The sequence below is a fragment of the Paraflavitalea devenefica genome (genome assembly GCF_011759375.1).
Taxonomy (GTDB): Bacteria; Bacteroidota; Bacteroidia; order Chitinophagales; family Chitinophagaceae; genus Paraflavitalea; species Paraflavitalea devenefica.
On the sequence record NZ_JAARML010000001.1, the window covers coordinates 704,445 to 727,034 of the forward strand.

Genomic DNA, 22,590 nt, shown 5'->3' on the forward strand with positions numbered 1-22,590 from the left:
GGCATGAAAAAGCTTTTTTATAGTTGTGTGGTGGTGTTACTGGTGATGAGTTGCAAGGAGCAATTTGATCCGCCTGTCACCGCGCCTGTCAATGGCTACCTGGTCGTGGACGGCATTATTAATAGTGGAACAGGGTCTACCAATATCAGGCTGTCGCGCACGGTAAACCTGGCCGACAGCGCGCGGATGAATAATGAGCGGAATGCCCTGGTGCGGGTAGAAGGGGAAGACAACAGCAGTTATCCGCTGGCCGAGGTAGCGCAGGGATTGTACAGCCATCCCCAGTTATCCCTTAGCAGGAATGTGAAGTACCGCCTTTATATTAAGACCTCAGATGGCAAAGAGTATGTATCTGATTATTCCAGGGTTATCCCAACTCCGCCTATTGACAGTATCCGCTGGGAGCAGCCAGGCGATCTGCAGTTGTATATTAATACCCACGACCCATTAAATAAGACGCTGTATTACCGCTGGGAATGGGAAGAGACCTGGGAGTTCCATTCTGCTTTCACCACCCAGCTTGAATATGCGTATGGCAGGCCCGGAGAGATTACCGGCATCAAATACAGGTTTCCTAACCAGAATCATGATCTGAGCAAGTATTACTGCTGGAAACATGGTAGCTCTACCAACCTGATCATTGGCTCATCGGCCAAGCTGAGCAGGGACAGTATTGACCTTCCCCTTCATTTTATTCCACGGGGATCCGTGAAATTAAGTGTACTATATAGTATTAAAGTAAAACAATATGCTGTAAGCAGGGAAGGGTATGATTTCCTGCAAAGAATGAAGAAGAATACGGAGCAAACAGGCACCTTGTTCGACGCACAGCCTTCGGAGCTGGTGGGCAATATACATGCTAAGAACAACCCTAATGAGATCGTGATCGGCTTTGTAGATGTAGCTGACCAGCAGGAAAAGAGGATCTTTATCCGGGCCAGCGAAATGAACAACTGGGGATACCGCACCGGCTGCACAGAACTCATAGTGCCGAATGTCCTGGACAGCATTCTTGCCTACAGTTACCTGATGCCTACCTCTGTAGAGGAAATGACGCCATTCGGAGACATTCTTTCATACAGGGGTTCCGGACCTACCTGCGTAGATTGTACGCTTACCGGTACGAATGTGCGTCCTTCGTTCTGGCCTTAATGAATGTATACACGAGTATAATTTAAAATATAATGATGCTTCCGACATCACGCATGATAACAAAACAAGGATGGCTATTACTGATGGCCTGCCTGCTGTTGGGCAGCATGGATACAGCCGCCCAGGATTTTACGCAGGCCATCCATACCCGGTTTGACGAGTACCGGAAAACGGCTTTGACTGAAAAAGTATACGTCCATACAGATAAACGCTTTTACCTGGCCGGTGAGCTATTATGGTTCAAAGTATATTATGTTGACGGCAGTTTCCATAGGCCATTTGACCTGAGCAAGGTGGCTTATGCAGAGCTGCTGGATAAGGACAATAAACCGGTGATGCAGGCTAAGGTAGCATTGAAAACGGGTCATGGCAATGGTTCTTTTTATATCCCGTCTTCTATTAATACGGGGCAGTATACGTTAAGGGCCTATACGAACTGGATGAAAAATTTTGGGCCTGATTATTTTTTTGAACAACCTGTCACTATTGTCAACTCCCTGAAACCTCTGCCCCCGTCCACGGCCGATACCGGTAACCGCATTGCAGCCAAATTTTTCCCGGAAGGAGGCAATCTGGTAAAAGGCATTAACAGTAAGGTGGCTTTCCAGGTTACTGATCAATATGGCAAAGGGATTGGTTTTACCGGTACACTCAGCAACCAGCGCAATGAGGTGGTATTGCAATTCAAGCCGGAGCAATTTGGCATTGGTCATTTCCTGTTTACCCCGGTGGCAGGCGACAGCTATACAGCAACGATCACCGCTGATAACGGCAGCACAATTATCCGTGCATTACCGGTTATTCATGAGCAGGGATATGTAATGCAATTACAGGAGGAAGCCAATGGACAGTTGCAGATCAGTGTGCGCTCCAATATGCCTGCAGGAGCAGAAGAGGTCTTTTTGTTTGCCCATAGCCGGCAGGTGATCAAAGTAGCCGCCAGGCAATCCATCGTAAATGGTGTAGCACATTTCACGGTTGACAGAAATAAACTGGGCGAGGGCATTTCCCAATTCACTGTTTTTAACAACACCAGGCAGCCGGTATGTGAGCGCCTGTATTTTAAGCCCCTGCAGCAGGTCCTTTCCATTGGCGCGTCGGGCGTTGCACCCCAATATGATAGCCGGAAGCCCGTAAGCTTTTCACTGAACACGGCCGTTGCTGCCGGCAAAGGGGTACCCGCCGACCTGTCTTTATCTGTGTACCGGGTAGACGCAATGTCACAACAGGATCCCGGTAGTATCCTCAGCTACCTGTGGCTCAGCTCTGATCTGAAAGGAACTATTGAATCGCCGGAATATTATTTTTCGGCACAAAGCCCGGCAGTGATGGCCGCGCTGGACAACCTGATGCTGGTGCATGGCTGGAGGAGGTTTGACTGGAAGGAGGTATTGAATAATAAGACAGCTTCTTTTGAATATATTCCTGAGTTTGACGGGCATTTTATTACCGGGAAGATCACCCATTCCGGTACCGGCGCTCCTATTGCAGCCGCAAAAACCTATTTATCGGTAGCGGGCACTAAACTGCAATTCTATCCTATGCTCAGTGGTGATAATGGCGCTATGCGGTTTGATGTACGGAATTATTACGGCCCCGGTGAGATCATCCTGCAGGCAGAAGCATTGACAGACAGCAATTATACCATGGATGTGCAAAGCCCTTTTTCAGAAAAGTATACAGTCCATGCGTCTTTCCCGCTCTCCCTCTCGCCCGGGCTTCAACAAACCCTTACAGAAGGGAGCATTAATATGCAGGTTCAAAACGCCTACTTCAGTGAGCGGCTGAGCCAGTTTACTGTACCACAGATAGACACGATGCCCTTTTTCGGAAATGGTTATAAGAAGTACCTGATGGATGATTATGTACGGTTTACCACTACGGAAGAGATCTTGCGGGAATATGTTCCGGATGTTGCCGTAAGAAAAAGCGACGGACAGTTCCAACTGTATATTTTCAACTGGGAAACGGAGCGGCATTATAAGACGAGCCCGCTGGTATTGCTGGACGGCGTTCCGGTAAGTATCCAGAAGATAATGACGTATGATCCTTTAAAGCTGCGCCAGTTGCAGGTAGTTACCGACCGGTATGTTTCCGGTGACTTCACGTATGATGGCATTATCAGTTTCACTACTTATCATGGCGACCTGGATGAGCTGCAGCTCGACACCAAGGCTGTTATACTGGACTATGACGGTCTGCAACTGCAACGCGAATTTTACGCGCCGGTGTATGAAACACCGGAACAGGTGGCCAGCCGCTTACCCGACTTCAGGAATTTGCTGTACTGGTCGCCGGACATACAAACAGACAGCACTGGCAAGGCGATGGTCCGTTTCTTCACCTCGGACCTGAAAGGGAAGTATGTAGCGATATTACAAGGCATTGACAGTAATGGACATGCGGGCAGCTATTCCTTTGAGTTTGAAGTAAAATAACCAGCCTGCAGTTGATCCTGCATTCTATACAATAGATACCCGGAACCTGGCAATTCATGCCAGGTTTTTTATTTACCTGCTTTATCAATTCCTGCACAATTCAGGCAGATGTTCCTGCAATTCATGCAATAACCCTTTAACCGGCTGTGTTTTCGTTTACATCTTTGCGCTGGTTCCCCCCTCCAGTATCACTCCCTGAAAACATTTATCAGTCTGTAATCATTCAATTAAACTATTTATGAAAAGAAAGTTTACGCTCAGTATTATGCTGTTACTGGCGGGCTACCTCGGGGTTTTTGCTACGGGGCCTACCCTGCCAGCTACCAATGGTGGTTTTACGTCCGTGGAAGGCAACAGATTCACTTTTGCCTTCGATAAAGGAAATGGCAATTCCCGGATTGTTGTAGTAAGGGAAGCGGTGAATATCTCCGCATCGCCTGTGAACCAGGTGGATTATACTGCCAATGCGGTTTTTGAAACACCCAATACAGAATTTACGAATGCCGAAGGGTATGTAGTACTCAAAAACAACAGCACCTCCTCTTCCAGGGTAAGTGTTACAGTTACCAACCTTAAACCGAATACCAGGTATTATGTAAGTGTGTTTGACTATAATGGTACCGGCACTGGTACAGAATACCTGACCATTCCTTTGAATGACAGTATCGTTACGAAGGCGGTGCCTACCCAACCAGCACAGGGCATTACTTTTAGTGTAGTGGCCGGCAATAAGGTAACCCTGAAATGGCAGAAAGGGGATGGAGACAAGCGAACAATCATAGCGCGCAAGGGCGCCCCGGTGAATGCCGTGCCGCAGGACTTCAAAGCATACAGGCATATCACCACATTCGGCACCGGGGATGTGATCAACAACGATAATTATGTAGTGTATGATGGAACGGGCGCAGAGGCGACTGTATATGGACTTGAGCCCAATACCACTTATTATTTCTCCATTTTTGAAGCTAATGGTTCTTCCTATCCGGTATACCTGACACCAGGCACTTCCAAGGAGCAACTGACCAATGCAGGACCTACGCAGGCTTCGGGTAATATTACTTTTTACAGTGTTGAAGGCAATAGTTTACAGTTAAACTTTGGACCAGGTAATGGCATGCATCAACTGATCATTGTGCGCAAAGGGCAGGCGGTAACCGCTGTACCTGTCAATGGCCGTACGTACACACCCAATACCGAATTTGGCAAGGGAGAAGCCATTGCCGATAGTCAGTTTGTGATCAATACGCTTCGTGACGACAGAACGGTTACGCATCTTGAGCCAGGCACGATCTATCATTTCCGGGTATATGATTATGATGTAACCAGCAGTGGTTATCCTTATTATCTTACCAGCAGTTATTCGCAAAAAGGAGGCAGTACAGCTACAACTCCCACCGCGCAGGCAAAGAATGCACATTTTGAGAATATAACCGGCAGTTCTGCTATGATCAAGTTCGATGTTGGTGTGGGTGGTGGCAGAAGGCTGGTGGTAATGAAGGAAGGCAGCCCTGTTGATGCTTCGCCTGTTGACCTCGTCAGGTACTCAAACGCCTCTGCTACTTTCCGTTCCGGATACCAGATCACACCGGGCAATTATGTTATGTCAGACGGAATGACCGGAACCGGGCTGACTGTTACCGGTCTTACGCCCGGCGTTACTTATCATGCGGCTGTATTTGAGTTCAGCGGTAATAATGCCCCTATGTATGCAAGGCCTGGCGCAACAGCCGAGGTTACTATTCCCAATGAGCCTACCGCCAAGGCTACCGGCTTTAGCCCCAGTTCACATGAAGGCAACGCCTTCCGGATTAGCTGGACCGGTGGTAATGGCACCCGGCGACTGGTAGTGGCCCGTAAAGGAGCAGCAGTAACAGCATTTCCCCAAGATGGTACTACCTATACACCTGATAACGATTTTGGCGAAGGCCCTATCACCGGTGATGGCCAGTTTGTGGTGCATGATGGAGAAGAAAGGGCGTTTACTTTAAAGAATCTTGAGATCGGCACTGTATATCATTTGGCTATTTTTGAATACAATGTAACAGGTGCTGGTCCGGATTATTTGCTCAGCAGTTTCCTGGCTGGCAGTTCCTCTACCGTGGTTGCCCCTGTTTCACAGGCTACGGTAACTGCCAATAATATACAAGCCAACCAGGCCACTATTAATTATGCTGCAGGAACAGGAGCAGGCAGGATATTTATTATGCGGGCAAACGCACCGGTGAATGTTACACCCCAGGACCTGACGTATTATTCCAATACGAATATCCATTTCGGCACTCCCAGCACCGAGATAGGCACCGGCAATTATATTGTTTACAGAACAGGAGGGACCAGCACTTTTATAGTTACCGATCTTGCTCCCAATACCCAATACCATATTGCCGTATTTGAATTTAACGGCTCATCAGCGCCTGTATACAAGGCCCCGGGCGGTACGCATAGTTTCACAACAGCAGCAGCAGGCATACCACCTCCTACCAGTGCAGGACAAAACCCAAGGTTAAGCATGGTAGACGGCAATAAGTTGACCTTTGCCTGGGATGAAGGCAACGGCGAAAAACGGATGGTAGTGATGCGGCAAGGGGCTGCAGTGAGTTTTACACCGGCCAACGGCAGCACCTATACACAGAATGCTGAATTCAGCAAGGGTACTGACCTGGGCGACGGACAATATATTGTTTATAACAGCAGTAGCGGCGCTGCGCCGGTTACGAATCTTTTACCCAATACAACTTATCATTTCGCCGTGTATGAGTATAATGGAACGGGGACCAATACCAGCTACCTGATGACTCCCCTGACCTACCAGGCAGCATCAGCCAGCACACCAGCAGCAGGCGTTACTGATGTTGCTTCCACGCCAGGCAGTCAGTCAATTGATATAAGCTGGACGAATGGCCCCGGCAAAGGCCGGCTGGTGGTTATGAAGGAAGGCGGTAATGTTACAGTCACTCCGGCCGACCTGACGAAGTATGTTGCTGCTCCCAAATTCAAAGATGGCGTACAGATCGCTCCGGGCGAGTTTGTGGTGTATTCAAACACCGGCAGTTCAGTAACTGTTACCGGACTTGATGCCAATAAGACTTATCATTTCACCATTTTTGAATATAATGGTGCAGATGCGCCGGTTTATAATATTCTGAATAAGTTAAGCAGCAGTGCTACTACCGCCAGCACCTTACCCTTAAAGTGGGCTTATTTTACTGCGAAAGAAAGTAATGAAGGCATTAAGCTGGAATGGGGCACTACTGAAGAGCAGAATACGCATTATTTTGTAGTGGAACGTGGTGAGGCTACTGGTTTCGTTTCACTTGATACCCTGGCAGCCAAAGGCAGCCTGCTCAGTAATCATTACAGTTTTACAGATAAAACCAATACTGCTGCCCGTGTAACCTACCGCGTTAAGCAGGTAGACAACAATACCAGGTTTGAATATTCCAAACAGGTAACGGTAGAGGTGAAGGGGAAGGTTGCAGGCCTGCGGGTGTATCCCAATCCTGCGCAGGGCCAATGCAGGATCAGCCTGCCGGCGGGATTAACCAGGGCTACTGTTCAGTTGTATGATGTGCGGGGTATACTTGTAAAAAGCATACAGGTATCGGATAAACAGGTGATAGGACTGGAAGGTATTGCACCTGGTGTTTACCATGTGGTGGTGAATGATCGCTCTGAACGCTATAGTCAACAGCTCATTGTAAAGTAAGGTTCACATATGAAAACCAAAAAGCCTTTCCGTTAATGGAAAGGCTTTTACTTTTTAAAGGGCTCCCTGTGCGAAGCCCTTTATTTGCTTACTATGCGCCGACCTAAAAAAAACTATTTCTGTATGATGAGTTGCTGCGTTAGCTTTTCATCGCCGGTATTAATGATAACAGAATAGCAACCATTCCGGAGCGTATAAGCGCCTGAAAGCGGAATGACGTTATCGCCTTTCACTACGCTTACCCGCTGCACCATGAGTAACCGGCCCAGGTTATCCATCACGTTAATAGTAATCAGGTGTTTTCTATCTGATGTGATGTTCAGGGTTACGTTTTCACCAGCCGGGTTAGGCGCTATTTTTATGGTCATACCTGTTATCTTTTTGAGGGTGACAGGCAGGATACGACTGTATACAAAGCGGCTGTTAGCGTCCACTTGTTTAAGCCGGTAGTATAGTTTGGCAGGCATTTCGCCCCCCAGGTCATCTGTATAGGTATAGAAAGCCTGGAGCCCCCCCTTGCCGGGTATGTTGGCAACGGCTGTGAAGTTGATGCCGTCCCTACTTCTTTCCAATACATATTCCCTGAAACCGGTTTCATTTTCCACCTGCCAGTGGAGGGATATCCTGTTACCCTCCCCCTTTTCGGCGGTGAATCTTACAATCGTTACGGGCAAGAGCGACATGCCTGCAAAGATGTTTCTCCAGGTTCGGTCCTGGTCAGTAACCATGGTTTCCTGCAAAGGCCCGCGTGCACCCAGCGGGGCCGGCGGATCGGCCGGGGGGTTCTCGAAACCAAAGGGAGGCGTTAAGCCATTCATGCCTTCGTTCTTACTATTGGGGCCTGTGTTATCCAGGTCGAATTTATCATCAAGACCATCACCATCTGTATCAGTTCCTGTAAGTGCAATATCATCATCGGCAATTCCATTTAAGTTGTAGTCATGCCCTTCAGCAATGTCCAAACTACCATCATCATCTGTATCTGTATCAATATAATCTGCCAACTGATCTACTGCTCCCTGAAAGTTCACCGCCATGATTCCCTGGGTGGTATACCATACATTGTCGTCAGCATCATAAGCATTATCTATCCCATCACCATCGGTATCGGTGCCTGTGGGCAATACGTACTGATTAGTTAACTGGCCTTCCACATTGTCGGTAATGCCATCATTATCGGAATCAATGTCCCGAAAATCGGGGATAGGATCCCCATCTGAATTCGCGGGCGCGAAACCAACCGTACCGGCTACGACGGTGCTCCAGCCATCGGGGCCAATCGGGCCATCCACAAGGGCATCATTACCTATATCGGTAAGACCGGCCTCTCTTACATCGGGAATACCATCGCCATCCATATCCAAGTCGTAGCTGTTGATAATGCCATCCCGGTCCATATCATAACGGTCGTCAATACCATCAGTATTGGCATCTACCCATCCCGTCATAGTATTGTCCTGGTAATTGAGTACAGTATTTGAATTGGCATCACCCAGGGGATCAAGTCCTGTGGGGCTTTCCAACAGGTCGGTAAGGCCATCATTATCATCATCTACATCGGTCCCATCAAGAACAGCATCCCCATCTGTATCATCTGTGGGGTCATCGTAGAAAGCTATTGTTGGGTGTGTAGCTGTTATTTCATTTTTGCCTGTAAAGCCCAGTATGATGATCAGGCAGCTAAAAAAGGTTAAGGCAATAATGATTTTCTCTTTTAGGGTAAATTTTCTTTTTGACATAAGCACATATTTAAAGGTTAAGCTAATCGGTTACGTTGGAACGATTAGAAGCCTGATACAATAGCATAGTATTGTATTAGTTATGATCTCAGGTGAAAGTATATGCCGCCGATTATGAAAATAAAAGGGCTTACAGGGCAACAAGAAGTTCAAGAAGGTTGGTCAAATTCAAAGGCTGAAATCAAAGGTAGGAACATTCATTTTGATAATGGAGCAGATTACTAACCGTTATATGGATATATTATCCGCTATACGGATAATATATCCATTATAAGAGTAAAACTAACGGAGATGGGAAGAGGTGCTATTGGCGCTCAAACAGGTAATCAACCGCTTTACCATCGCCGGAGATGGTCGCTTTCAGTTTGTTGCCTTCGAGCTGGTATACTATTTTCTTCGGGAAGTCATGCGCAGGGTTTTCACAGGTGAATCCATCCGGCGTGATGGCGGTGAGCTTAAAGTATACTTCCTGTTTGTTGTGCGGCACATCGGCCACATACCAGACTGCATTGTCTTTTATGACCAGCTTTAGCTTTTCAACAAACAAGGTATCCTGCTCTTTCATCGTAACCCCCACACCTTTCATTTGTCCCGCACCGGCATTTTCCCAACGTTCATGCGCCTGGCGGCCTGCCTTTACATTGGTGCGCTTCCAGGTACCGGCCAGCCAGCTTAGTTTATTAAAGTTATCGGTGGCTTCTTTGGCAAGATCCTGTGCCTGCATGCCGTAACTACATCCGGCTAATAAGAGGGTAATAAGGGTATTTTTCATGGCCATACTTTAATTTATTGCGAATGTAGTGAGGTAAGATGACGTGGGATTGTACAAAGCCGACATGGAAGAAAGCTTCGAGCTCTGAGCTACGAGCTGCGAGCAGAATACAGGCTGAAGGCCAGCGGTTAAATTACAAGGGTTAAGGTTTCTTTTTCAGGAAGAAGTTGGCCATGTTCTTTTCATCAAAGCCGTAGCGGGAGGGTTCTTCGCCGGTAAAGGCTTTGAAGTTGCGGATGAAATGCGACTGGTCGTAAAAGCCGGATTCATACGCAAGACCTGCCCAGCCCGGGTCTTCCTGCTGAATAAGCTGAAAGATGGTGCTGAAACGGATGATGCGCGTGAAGAATTTTGGCGATAGGCCAATGTATTTTTTAAACAGGCGTTCCAGTTGCCGCTCACTGACGCCGATGCTGTCCGTGATATCGGCCACGGAGATCATTCCCTTTTGTGCAAAGATGAGGCGGACGGCTTTGTCGGCAGGCGATTCCTCATAACGGGCATTGACCAGTATTGTCCGGAAGTGTTGATTGAGGAAGGTGATGACCTCGTCATGATCATGGGTACTGTGCAGGTTCTGCTCCAGGGCATCCAGCCTGTTGCCCAGCGCCTCCCGGAGGTCAAGGACTTTGTCGGTAAGCAGGTGCATGTCCAGGTTGAAGAGGTGGGTAAGGGTTGCAGGTTGTACTTTGATGCCTATAATGCCTGCAGCACCGGTATTTTCCAGGAAGAAGTAACGACTGATCTGCCCGGCTACGAGGCGCATGGACTGTTGTTCCCATATATCCGTCAGGCAGATGCGGTAAGGGTCTTTGTAATGAAAGATGATCTCGCAGAAACCGTCGGGAATGATCTTTTGCAGATGCGGGGTGGGATCGTCATTTTCAATGATCCAGTAGCAGTCTATGATCTTTTGGAGATCGGCAGGAGGAGGGATTCTTTTAAAGATCATGAGATTAGTTGTTAGGTCTGGCACAAGTACGCTTGCGCGCCGTGCCGGGCTGCATACTTGCGCCAGCAAAAGTACTAACTACTGTATGCAGCACTGAGACAAATATATCATTTTGCCTGTGAAAGATGAAAGCCGAAGAGGCTGCCTTCGCCGATGCGGCTTTTTACCCAGATGGCGCCGCCCTGTGCTTCGATAAATTCTTTAGAGATAGCCAGACCGAGGCCTGTGCCATTGCGTTCGTGCGTACCGGGCACTTTGAAGTAACGGTCAAAAATGCGGGGCAGGTATTTTTCGTCAATGCCCCTGCCATAATCCGTGACGGTGAAGAATACTTTGTTGTCTTTGTGGTAAGCGGCAATGTCAATAAAGGAAGTATCGGGTGAATACCTGATGGCATTGGTGAGGAAGTTGATGATGACCCAGGAGGTCTTTTCCTTGTCGGCCTGTACGGCAGGGAGGTCTTCCGGCAGGTTGGTGCGCAGGGTGATGTTTTTCTGCTGGGCCTGGAATTGTACAGCTTGCACCGCCTGTTCTATGATGGCTGCCGGCCGGGCCGGTTGCAGCTTCAACTGAATGTTACCGGTTTCCACCTGCGACATGTTGAGCAGCTCACTGGTGATGTTCAGCAACCTGTCGGCATCTTCACTGATGCTTTTGGTAAGCTCCTGTTGTTCTGTATTGAGTTGCCCCACCCTGTTGTCGGTGAGCAGTTGCGCGCTCATTTTGATGGAGGAAAGCGGTGTTTTGAGCTCATGCGATACAGTAGCGATGAAGTTGGTCTTGGCCTCATTGAGCTCATGGAACAAGGTGATGTTGCGTAGAACGATCACTTTACCAGCTACCTGGCCATTGTTGACCACATGCAATACGTCTTTATTGAAGTAGCTCTCTTTGTTATCGGCATATATTTTCAGTTCCTTTTTGGTTCCCTCTTCCTGGAGGAGCGTGCGCATAAGGTCATTTTTCAAAGCCAGATCGGGCGCATATTTGCCCAGGATGTCTGCTTCTTTCAGTCCCAGCAGTTTTTCCGCCACTGCGTTCAGGAAAAGGAGGTGTCCTTTTTCATCAAGACCAATGATACCATCCCGCATCTGGTTGATGATGGTTTCGATACGCTTCTTTTCAAAGGTGAGTTTTGCCAGGTTGCTGTTCTCATACTCATCCAGCTTGCCTGCCATGCTGTTGAATGCCTGGGCCAGTTCGCCAAATTCATCTTCCTGTTTGAGGTAAATACGCTTGCCATAGTTTTTGTTGGCAATTTCCCGGATGCCATCCGCCAGCTTGGCCACAGGCTCGGCAATAACGCCCGGAAAATTATAGATGAAGGTGAGCACTATCAGAATGAGGGTGGTAAATATGATGGTGAGCCAAAGTTTCGCACTTTCGGCTGTTGCGCCGGCAATAGCATTTTTTTTAAGGATGGCTTCCTGGTTCAGGTCATTAATCATGCGGATGGATTCACGCACCTGTACATAGTTGGATGAGTCCTCCGGATTGGCCAGCAGTTCCTGGAAGTTCTTTTGCAGGGATTCAGTCACTTCTCTCTCGCCGGGTTCTGTTATGTTGGCCTCCTGGTTGCGCAGGTTGGCCCTGAACACCGTAATAGCCGAGGAATCGTCCGGAAGGTCTTCGAGGGCCCCGAGCATGTTATTGGAATAAACGAGGGACTCGTAGTTGTTTTTGAGTATCCTGTTGGCATCACTGCTGAGGCGGTTGATGTAATAGAGGCTCAGGATACCGAAGGTGAGGATCACCAGGAAGAGGAATCCCAGGCCAAGTGATAGTTTTGTTTTTAAACGAACGCCCATAACGTAGATTATGAAAGGATTACAATGTCAATATCTGCAGCAGACAGTTTGTTCAATAACTGGTTGAATACCGCCGTGCTCAGGATGACACTGAACAGGTTGAGGTGTGGCTTACCAATGCAGATGGTGGTTACTTTCCGCTGTTCGGCCACTTCTATGATCCCTTTGGCAATATTACTGTGTTTAATTTTAATGACCTCCCCGCCGAGCTCCGTAGCCAGTTTAAAGTTATTGATGAGGTGTCGCTGTGCAGCCAGGCCAATTTTATCGCCATCTTCCCGCGGAGTTTGTACATATAACAGGTACCATTTGGAATTGTAATAGCTGGATAGCCGGGCGGTCTTTCGTATTACTTTCCTGGCTATTTCATGGTTGCTGCTGATGCAGGCCAGGAAGCGCTCCTGGCGGGCATAAGCATTGCGGGGCAGCTCTGTTTCTATTTTACGTTCTACCTGGCTGGCCACTTCCTTGAGCGCCAGCTCCCGGAGCTGCAGTATTTTTTCAGACTGAAAGAAGTTGCGCAGGGCAGTCTCCACTTTTTCCGGCGTATAGATCTTCCCTTCCCGCAGCCTGGTGACCAATTCATCGGCAGTAAGGTCAATGTTCACTACTTCATCGGCCTGTTTCAATACATTGTCCGGTACCCGCTCGGTCACTTCTATGCCGGTAATATCCTTTACTTCTTCATTGAGGCTTTCAATGTGTTGTATGTTAACCGCACTGATGACATTGATACCGGCATCAAGAATATCCATTACATCCTGCCAGCGTTTTTCATTTTTGCTGCCTTCAATGTTGGTATGGGCCAGTTCGTCTACGATCACCACTTCGGGATGCAGGTTCAGGATAGCCTGTACATCCAGCTCATCCAACTCCTTTCCCTTATAGAATAGTTTACGACGGGGTATTACGGGCAGGCCTTCGATGAGGGCCTGGGTTTCTTTGCGGTTGTGGGTTTCAATGTACCCTATTTTAACATCCACGCCATTGCGCAGCAAGGTGTGGGCCTCCTGCAACATACGATAGGTTTTTCCCACACCGGCGCTCATACCAATGTAGATCTTGAACTTGCCCCGCCTCGACTGGCGGATGAGCTCTATAAAATGTTCTACGTTTTGTTCGCGATCGGGCATGATGTTGAATTAGCTATTAGTAAGTTAACTTTTTCCTGTAAGTTCCAGATCATCCTTCTTAAAAGCTGATAGCTACAGAAGTGGTAATAAAGAGGTCATTTTTCTTTGTATTATCTTCTTTGATAAATATTTCGTCTTTGCTGTTCAGGCTCCTGCCTTCGAGGCATACCAGTACATTGGAGGCAGGTGCATAGTCCAGGTTCAGGGAAAAGCCGGTGGTTTTAAAGCCATTGGGGGTGCCGGTAGCAATGATCACCCCGTTCTTATCTTCATAATATTCGCCCCTGGCGGCAATGGCCCATTTGTCATTGATACCGTATTTGAGGATCAATACCGGTGAATACCAGGTATTCATGTCGCTGCTGCCTTTTGCTTTTTGTTCTGTACCGATATCAAAGCCGGCTGTAACACCCAGTTTATCACTCAGGTTAAAGATGGCATACAGGTTATGGAAATAACGCATGAGGCGGGCGCTATCAGGTTTATCGGTCCCGATGAAAGTGCTATAATTAAGCGTGGTAGTACTATTTGATTTGAACTGGATTTGTGTGCCAAAGCTCATGAGGGAGTTTCCGTCTACCCTTTTAATACGTTGCCAGCCGTTGAGGGCCATGCCACTGATGATCCATTTGTTGTTATCACTGGTATAGGTCAATTTGGCGCCGGCTTCATAATAAGGCGTGTTTTCTGCCAGGATACTCCTGGTCAATGTCCAGCAATCTTTTGAAATGGCGCTTTCAAAGCCTATATGAGAGCCAAAAATACCGGCATCGAGCCAAAGGTTTTTCTTCTTTGACAGTTTTACGCCTGCATTGGCTTCATAGATGTTTTTCAATACGCCGGGTTCAGCCGCATAGTTGGCATTCATGTAAGTACCGGCCCCTACGGCCAGGTTGGCCCTTACATTTTCGGTATTGTAAGCAGCTTTCAGGAAACCGAGGTTAAGGTTGAACTCATTGTGACGGTTATGGCTGTACAGGAATCCGGCTTTGTTGTTATCTGCGGGTTTATTGAAATCATAAGAGTAATAGAGTTCTGTATAACCACTAAAGGTAAGTGGTGAGGGCTTGCTTTCCTGCGCTAAGGCGTTTAGGCTCATCATTAAGGCAGTACCAGTTAAAAACTTTTTCATCTTTTGGTTTTTATAAGTATTCTTTTCTATTGCAATTTGTCCAATGCTATGTTGAGTTTGAGCACATTTACTTTGGCGGGGCCAAAGAGGCCGAGGAAAGGGCCCTCGGTTTGCTGATCAATTAATCCGATGAGCTTACTTTCCTCCAGCTTACGGATGGCAGCAATTCGCTTTACCTGTATTTTAGCTGCAGCCGGTGAAAGATCGGGATCGAGGCCACTGCCGGAAGCGGTTACCAGTTCGGCAGGGATGTCTTCTTTCTTTACACCGGGATTGTGTACCAGGAAGCTGTCAATCCTTTCCTGTACTGTTTTCAAATAATCAGGATTAGAAGGGCCTTTATTGGAACCGGCAGAGCCGGCCGCATTGTAGTCTACCGCAGAAGGACGGCCCTGGAAATATTTATCTTCTGTAAATTTTTGGCCTACGAGGGCATAGCCTACCACTTTGCCATTTACTGTAACTGTTTCTCCTTTGCCTGCCCCGGGCGCCATTTTACCAATGGCAGCTATGAGGATGGGGTAGACCAATGCCAGTAATACGATCATTATTATGGTGAGCTTCAGGGAAGGCAGAATGTACTTTTTCATGATTATTTATTATTAATTATTGATTATTGCTTTTAGGGCTACTTGCATGCGTAGAGATTTGAGTCGCTGCTACATGAAGAGGCCCAGGAGCAGATCAATGAGTTTTATACCTATAAAGGGAACTACAATACCACCCAAACCATACATGAACAGGTTCCTTCTTAACAAAGCACTGGCGCCGATGGGCTTGTAGGCCACGCCACGCAATGCCAACGGTATCAGGATCGGGATAATAAGAGCATTGAATATAATGGCCGAGAGTATCGCGCTTTCCGGGCTTTTGAGGTGCATGATGTTAAGCGCCTGTAAAGCGGGAATAGACGTGATAAACAAGGCCGGTACAATGGCGAAGTATTTGGCTACGTCATTGGCAATGGAAAAGGTAGTAAGGGTACCTCTTGTCATCAGCAATTGTTTACCAATCTCCACGATCTCAATGAGCTTGGTAGGGTCATTGTCAAGGTCTACCATGTTACCTGCTTCTTTGGCTGCCTGGGTGCCACTGTTCATGGCCACACCTACATCGGCCTGGGCCAGTGCCGGTGCATCATTGGTGCCATCGCCCATCATGGCCACCAGTTTGCCGCCCTGTTGTTCTTTCTTGATGTAGTTCATTTTATCCTCGGGCTTTGCCTCGGCAATGAAATCATCCACGCCTGCTTTTTGGGCAATATACTTTGCAGTAAGCGGGTTATCGCCCGTAACCATCACGGTTTTAACACCCATTTTGCGCAGGCGTTCAAAACGTTCCTGGATACCGGGCTTGATGATGTCCTGCAATTCGATCACCCCCAGCACGGCTTCATCACGGCTTACTACCAGTGGCGTACCACCGTTCTTAGCGATCTCCTGCACTTTTTCTTCTGTTTCCACCGGGAATCCGTTACCAGCTTTTTTGATGCGTGTTTTAATGGCATCAGAAGCGCCTTTGCGGATCTTTGTTCCATCGGAGAGGTCAACACCGCTGCTCCTTGTTTCGGCGGTGAAGGGAATAAATTTCAGGCCATTGGCTGATGGTGAATGTTTAACACCTTTGCCGGCAGCCAGTTCTATGATGGATTTACCTTCCGGTGTTTCATCGGCAAGAGAAGCCAGTACACAAGCTTCTATAAAATCATTTTCACGCGTATTGCCTGAGGGCCAGAAGTTGGTGGCTTTGCGGTTACCAATGGTAATGGTGCCTGTTTTATCCAGTAACAGGGTATCCAGGTCGCCGGCTGTTTCTACGGCCTTACCACTTTTGGTGATGACATTGGCACGCAGGGCCCTGTCCATACCGGCAATACCGATGGCGGAAAGCAAACCTCCAATAGTAGTAGGGATCAGGCATACAAAGAGGGAAATGAAAGCCGCGATGGTGATAGAAGTATTGGCATAGTCGGCAAAAGGTTTGAGCGTTACACACACAATGATGAAGATGAGGGTAAAGCTGGCCAATAAAATAGTGAGGGCTATTTCATTGGGGGTCTTTTGACGGGAGGCCCCTTCTACGAGGGCAATCATTTTATCCAGAAAGCTTTCACCGGGTTCAGTAGTTACCTGCACCACAATCCTGTCGGACAGCACTTTTGTGCCGCCCGTAACAGAGGATTTATCACCACCGGATTCCCTGATCACAGGAGCCGACTCACCGGTGATGGCAGACTCATCAATGGTAGCCAGCCCTTCTACGATCTCCCCATCCATGGGAATGATGTCGCCTGCTTCGCACACAAATTTGTCGCCTTTACGCAGTTGTGAAGAGGGAATTATTTTTATTTCGTTGGTATATATTTCGCCGACCACAAATATTTTCTTGGCAGGCGTGTCTTCCCTCGTTTTGCGCAGGCTGTCGGCCTGTGCTTTACCACGGGCTTCGGCAATGGCTTCTGCAAAGTTGGCGAATAGTACGGTTATTAACAGGATGGCTGTGATGAGTGCGTTGTAGGTCAGGCTGCCCTGTCCTGTTTCACCCGCGGCAATCCAGATACAAACACCCAGCATGACAAAGGTGCCCAGTTCTACCGTAAACATAACGGGATTGCGGAACATGATACGGGGGTTGAGCTTTACGAATGACTGCTTGAGGGCGGTCAGTACCATGCGGCGGGGGAATAAAGCTGTGTTATTATTTTTCATTGTTTACATTCTTAAGTTTGTCAGCTATGAAACGTGAGGATGAGTGCTATCTACTCACCCTCGATCGTTTCACATGCTGAAGTATTCAGCAATAGGGCCCAGCGCCAGGGCCGGGAAAAAGGATAAGGCATTAATGATTATGATAACGGCAAATGTCATCATACCAAAGGTTACGGAGTCTGTTCGCAGGGTGCCGGGTGATTCGGGGATAAACTTCTTATTGGCCAATAATCCGATGATGGCTACCGGCCCTATGATGGGAATGAACCTTGACAGGATGAGTACAATACCCGTAGATACGTTCCAGAAGATGTTGTTATCGCCCAGGCCTTCAAAGCCACTGCCATTGTTGGCATTGGAAGAGGTGAACTCATATAACATTTCAGAGAAACCGTGGTAACCGGGATTGTTCAACCAGTTGCCGGGCTTGACGGCCCAGTCCATTTCGGGGTGATGGGCTACGAAGTAGGCAGCCAATGCAACACCCGCTTTCAGCAGAAAGGCAGAGAACAAGGTTACGATGGCAGCGATCTTGACTTCACGGGCTTCCACTTTATGGCCCATGAACTCCGGCGTACGGCCCACCATTAATCCCGCAATGAACACGGCTATGATGATGTAGATAAGGTAGTTGAGGATACCAACCCCGCAACCGCCATAGAAGGCATTGATCATCATGCCCAGCAATTCCATCATACCGGATAATGGCATGGAACTGTCGTGCATGGAGTTCACCGAACCGGTGGAGATGATGGTAGTGACAATACTCCAGTAACCGGAAGCCGCAGGACCAAACCGTACTTCCTTCCCTTCCATGGCCCCGGTGGGCTGCGCCACACCGAGGTGTGCAATGGCCGGACTTCCGTTTACCTCCCAGTGAATAGTGGGTATGAGTAAACAAAGCATGCCCACTGTCATCACCCCAAAGATTACATAGGCAAACTTTTTACGGTTGAGGTAAAAGCCGAGGGCGAAGATCATCGCAATGGGAATGATCATTTGCGCAATGAGCTCCACCATATTGGTGAAGTAGTTGGGATTTTCCAGGGGGTGGGCTGAGTTGGCGCCAAACCAGCCACCACCGTTGGTACCGATGTGCTTAATAGCGATCATACCGGCTGCGGGTCCACGGGACACCTGAACAGAATCACCTTGCAGGGTAGTGATGGTATCTTTACCATCAAAGCTGGCGGGCGTTCCGTTGAAAGCCAGTATTACCCCCACTATCAAACACAGGGGTAATAGTATGCGGGTAATGGTTTTTGTAAAGATGCTCCAGAAGTTACCGAGGTTGTTGGTCGTTTTCTCCTTCAACCCGTTCAGCACTCCTACCAGCGCGGCAATACCGGTGGCGGCACTCACGAACATCAGGAAGTTTATTACAAACAACTGTGTGAGATAGGTAAGCCCCGATTCACCGGAATAGTGTTGCAGATCGCAGTTGACCAGGAAGCTGATGGCGGTGTTAAAAGCGAGGTCAGGCGTCTGACCCGGATTACCATCGGGATTCAGCGGCAGTTTATCCTGGAAGAGGAGCAGGAAGAAAGCGTATACAAACCACAACATGTTGATGGTAAGCATGGCTTTCAGGAAGTCTTTCCAGTTCATTTTTTTGGCAGGGTCAATACCACTGAAGCGGAAGATGAACCGCTCAATGGGGTGCATAAAGTCGGTAACCGTTCTGTCGCCACGGAAAACTTTGGCGATATACCGTCCCAGGGGGAATGCCAACAATACGGTTAGCAGGAAGGTTACGATTACACCGGTTAATTCTGTATTCATTTGTCCAATGTGTTTAGGATTAAAATTTTTCTGGTTTCAGGAGCACGTATACGAGGTAGATGAATACCAGGATGGATACGGCGAAAAGGAAGTTCATCATGTTATTTGTGTTTACTTGGTTCGGGAATTAGGTACCAGGTATTAGCTGTTAGCCCTTCGGGTTGCGGTCACACTTTTTCAAAGAAGTCGACACATTTGAAGAAGAGTGCGAAGCTGATGATCCCGGCGATGAATAAGATGATGGTGAGCATGGTTTATTAATTAATAATGGATGAAATGAGTAAGGCTACCAGCACGGCTACATATACTGCCGGAATAATGATGTGCATCTTCAACCGGTCGCCAAATGCTTTTTTATGTGTTTTCATATTGTTTTTTGCTTATGGATTGGCAAAGGGTGTACCGGCGCCAGTAGTTGTATTGGCGGGATGGCTTTAATGCGTTGCTGCCAAAGGGTTTGGAGCTGTTTTATGTTATTGGGAGCGTAGAGCAAGGCTGGTGAGGACCCTTTCATTTTGGAAGGGTGGGGCTTCCAAAATGGAAATGTTTCCCTATCTTGATCGCATGATTCCAAAGCGTCGTAAGAAGTTCTATCAGAGTCTTTATTTCCAGGTGATTGTAGCGATCGTAGCCGGTATCTTACTGGGGCATTTTTATCCTTCTTTTGCCGTGCAACTGAAGCCGTTAGGCGATGGTTTCATCCGGCTGGTGAAGATGCTGATCGGACCGGTGATCTTCTGTACGATTGTGAGCGGCATGGGAGGCATGGACGATATGAAGAAGGCAGGCACCGTGGGGGTGAAGGCACTTATTTATTTTGAGGTGCTTACAACTATTGCCCTGCTGATCGGGCTGGCCGCCATTAATATCCTGCGACCCGGAGAAGGGATGAATGTAGATGTAACGAAGCTTGACCCCAGCGCCCTGAAAGATATAGCCGTCACCCAGAAACCACAAACGACCGTTGAGTTCCTGCTGAATATTATCCCCCACACGATTGTTGAAGCTTTTGCCAAAGGCGATCTGCTACAGATCCTGCTTTTCTCTGTACTGTTTGGAACGGCTGCGCTGAAGCTGGGGCCCAAGGTTCAACCCGTGATGACTTTTATTAAAGGGTTCTCTGATATCCTATTCGGCATTATCCATCTTATTATGAAGGTAGCCCCATTGGGAGCTTTGGGCGCTATGTCATTTACGATCGGCAAGTATGGCGCTGGCAGTCTGCAGTCGCTGGCCAAGCTGATGGGCACCTTCTATCTTACCTGTATTATTTTTATTGTAGTAGTCCTCGGCGGCATCCTGTATTTTATGCGGCTGAATATTTTCAAGCTGCTGAATTATTTAAAGGAGGAGCTGCTGATCGTACTGGGTACTTCCTCCAGTGAATCGGCCCTGCCCAGCCTGATCGAAAAGCTGGAGAAAGCAGGGTGTTCCAGGTCGGTAGTAGGACTGGTGGTGCCTACCGGTTATTCTTTTAACCTCGACGGCACTTCTATTTATCTTACGATGGCGGCTATTTTTATCGCACAGGCTACGAATACGCCCATGGACCTGTCGCAACAGCTTACCCTGCTGGTGATATTGATGGTGACATCGAAAGGTGCGGCCGGTGTAACCGGCAGCGGCTTTATTACACTGGCAGCGACTTTGCCGGCAGCCGGCAATATCCCAGTGGCTGGCCTGGCTTTGATCTTAGGTATTGACCGGTTTATGAGTGAAGCGCGGGCACTGACGAATATTATCGGGAATGCAGTGGCGACGCTGTTTGTGTCGAGGTGGGAGAAAGAGCTGGATATGGATAAGGCGAGAGAGGCGCTGCAGTAAAGCTTCGAGCTGTGAGCTACGAGCTTCGAGCATTGATGAACACGATTCTATAATTATGAGTCGCGACCAAGACCGTACTCTTCAATCTTCCTGTATAAGGTGGTAAGGCCGATGTTGAGGAGCCTGGCCGTTTCTGTTTTGTTTCCTTTGGTATGGTTGAGTACCCGCTGGATGTGCAGTTTTTCCATGCTGGCCAATGAGAAGGCAGACAATGAATGATCAGCTTCTCCGTTGGTCATTGCATTTGTGTTGTGCTGTAACTCTACCGGCAGGTTCTCCACTGTTAATTGCGGCCCGTCGGCCAGTATAACCGCCCGCTCCATGGTATTTTTTAGTTCCCGGATGTTGCCTTTCCAGTTATGACGCTGTAATTGCTCCAGGAATTCCGGGCTCATGCTGTCGATTCGCTGATTGGATTTCTGCGCAAATACACGCAGGTAGTATTCCGCCAGTACGGGAATGTCTCTTTTCCGGTCCCGCAAAGCCGGTAAAGGAATGGTGAATACGTTGAGCCGGTAGAAGAGGTCTTCCCGGAATTTACCGTCGGCTACATCCTGCTGCAGTTGCCGGTTGGTCGCGGCAATGATGCGCACATTAACGCGGACAGGTTTTGTATCTCCCAGCTTGATGAACTCACTTGTTTCCAGCACCCGCAATAGTTTGCTTTGCAGGTCTATGTGCATCTCGCCTATTTCATCGAGGAAGAGGGTACCATTGTTGGCTTCTTCCATCAGTCCCCTTTTGTCTTTGACAGCACTGGTAAAAGCGCCTGCCCTGTAACCAAAGAGTTCGCTTTCCAGCAGCTCCTTGCTGAAGGCACTGCAGTTTAAAGCAATGAATGGTTTCCCATTCCGCTTGCTGCCGGCATGAATGGCCTGGGCAAAGACTTCTTTACCGGTACCTGTCTCTCCCAGCAGTAAGACGGTAGCATCGGACGGCGCTACTTTACGCGCCAGCTCAATGGCCTCTTTGATGAGGGGAGCAGTACCCAGGATGTTATCAAAGCTGTATTTTTTCCCTACCTGCTGTTCCAGTTGCTCCACACGTTTTTGCAGGGTTACTTTTTCCATGGCCCGCATGAGCAGGGGAATGATCTTGTCATTGTCGTCGCCCTTGGTGATGTAGTCGAAGGCGCCATTTTTTATAGCCTGGATGCCATCGGGGATGTTGCCGTAAGCGGTCAGCAAGATGATCTCTGTGGCCGGATGTTTTGTTTTTACTTCTTTTACAAAATCGACGCCGCTCCCATCGGGTAGTTTTACATCGCAGAGTACGATGTCTATGGGTCCTTTGTCGAGCAGTCTGGCGCCTGCTTTGAGGTCGCCGGCTTCGTGGATGGTGAAGCCTTCAAGGGTGATGATCCGTTTGAGTAAACCACGCAGTTTTTCTTCATCGTCTATAAGGAGTATGGTGCCCGGCATAGGAATGACTTGTGGGCCAAAGC

General features: G+C 48.2%; 15 protein-coding genes. 4 read left to right on the forward strand and 11 right to left on the reverse strand.

Annotated features, from left to right (window positions below; translation table 11 throughout):
• The first annotated feature begins 3 nt into the window (after positions 1-3).
• The 3 genes from HB364_RS02740 (at position 4) to HB364_RS02750 (ending at position 7,296) form a co-directional block, all read left to right on the forward strand.
• Complete coding sequence (locus HB364_RS02740) at positions 4-1,152, forward strand: DUF4249 domain-containing protein (RefSeq protein ID WP_167286361.1); 1,149 nt, start codon at positions 4-6, stop codon at positions 1,150-1,152.
• A gap of 35 nt (positions 1,153-1,187) precedes the next feature.
• Positions 1,188-3,590: a hypothetical protein gene (locus HB364_RS02745; RefSeq protein WP_167286362.1), complete on the forward strand. Its 2,403-nt coding sequence runs from the start codon at positions 1,188-1,190 to the stop codon at positions 3,588-3,590.
• A gap of 238 nt (positions 3,591-3,828) precedes the next feature.
• A complete protein-coding gene (locus HB364_RS02750) occupies positions 3,829-7,296 on the forward strand; it encodes a T9SS type A sorting domain-containing protein (protein WP_167286363.1) in 3,468 nt (1,155 codons plus the stop codon).
• 113 nt (positions 7,297-7,409) lie between these two features.
• Here the strand turns inward: HB364_RS02750 and HB364_RS02755 are convergent, their stop codons facing one another.
• The 10 genes from HB364_RS02755 to kdpF all read right to left on the reverse strand — a co-directional run bounded on the left by HB364_RS02755 (position 7,410) and on the right by kdpF (position 19,422).
• Positions 7,410-9,035, reverse strand: a complete 1,626-nt coding sequence (locus HB364_RS02755; RefSeq protein ID WP_167286364.1) for a T9SS type A sorting domain-containing protein — start codon at positions 9,033-9,035, stop codon at positions 7,410-7,412.
• A 304-nt stretch (positions 9,036-9,339) separates the two neighbouring features.
• Positions 9,340-9,807, reverse strand: coding sequence for a DUF6265 family protein (locus HB364_RS02760; protein WP_167286365.1), 468 nt, complete (start codon positions 9,805-9,807; stop codon positions 9,340-9,342).
• 142 nt (positions 9,808-9,949) lie between these two features.
• Entirely contained in the window at positions 9,950-10,759 is an 810-nt protein-coding gene (locus HB364_RS02765; protein ID WP_167286366.1) for a helix-turn-helix transcriptional regulator, read from the reverse strand.
• Positions 10,760-10,866: 107 nt separating this feature from the next.
• Positions 10,867-12,567, reverse strand: coding sequence for a sensor histidine kinase (locus HB364_RS02770; RefSeq protein WP_167286367.1), 1,701 nt, complete (start codon positions 12,565-12,567; stop codon positions 10,867-10,869).
• An 8-nt stretch (positions 12,568-12,575) separates the two neighbouring features.
• Positions 12,576-13,700 carry a sensor protein KdpD gene (locus HB364_RS02775; RefSeq protein WP_167286368.1) on the reverse strand — a complete coding sequence of 375 codons (1,125 nt, stop codon included), beginning with the start codon at positions 13,698-13,700 and terminating at the stop codon, positions 12,576-12,578.
• 58 nt (positions 13,701-13,758) lie between these two features.
• Positions 13,759-14,832, reverse strand: coding sequence for a porin (locus HB364_RS02780; RefSeq protein WP_167286369.1), 1,074 nt, complete (start codon positions 14,830-14,832; stop codon positions 13,759-13,761).
• A gap of 26 nt (positions 14,833-14,858) precedes the next feature.
• Positions 14,859-15,422, reverse strand: coding sequence for a K(+)-transporting ATPase subunit C (locus tag HB364_RS02785; RefSeq protein ID WP_167286370.1), 564 nt, complete (start codon positions 15,420-15,422; stop codon positions 14,859-14,861).
• A gap of 69 nt (positions 15,423-15,491) precedes the next feature.
• Entirely contained in the window at positions 15,492-17,540 is a 2,049-nt protein-coding gene (gene kdpB, locus HB364_RS02790; protein ID WP_167286371.1) for a potassium-transporting ATPase subunit KdpB, read from the reverse strand.
• A 69-nt stretch (positions 17,541-17,609) separates the two neighbouring features.
• On the reverse strand, positions 17,610-19,322 hold the full coding sequence (gene kdpA / locus HB364_RS02795) for a potassium-transporting ATPase subunit KdpA (RefSeq protein WP_167286372.1): 1,713 nt from the start codon (positions 19,320-19,322) through the stop codon (positions 17,610-17,612).
• A gap of 19 nt (positions 19,323-19,341) precedes the next feature.
• Entirely contained in the window at positions 19,342-19,422 is an 81-nt protein-coding gene (gene kdpF / locus HB364_RS33615; RefSeq protein ID WP_167287717.1) for a K(+)-transporting ATPase subunit F, read from the reverse strand.
• Positions 19,423-19,886: 464 nt separating this feature from the next.
• On the opposite strand from kdpF, the gene HB364_RS02805 reads away from it, so the two are divergent.
• A complete protein-coding gene (locus HB364_RS02805; protein ID WP_167286373.1) occupies positions 19,887-21,146 on the forward strand; it encodes a dicarboxylate/amino acid:cation symporter in 1,260 nt (419 codons plus the stop codon).
• Positions 21,147-21,199: 53 nt separating this feature from the next.
• Here HB364_RS02805 and HB364_RS02810 read toward each other — a convergent pair whose 3' ends face one another.
• Entirely contained in the window at positions 21,200-22,567 is a 1,368-nt protein-coding gene (locus HB364_RS02810; protein WP_167286374.1) for a sigma-54-dependent transcriptional regulator, read from the reverse strand.
• Positions 22,568-22,590: the final 23 nt, after the last annotated feature.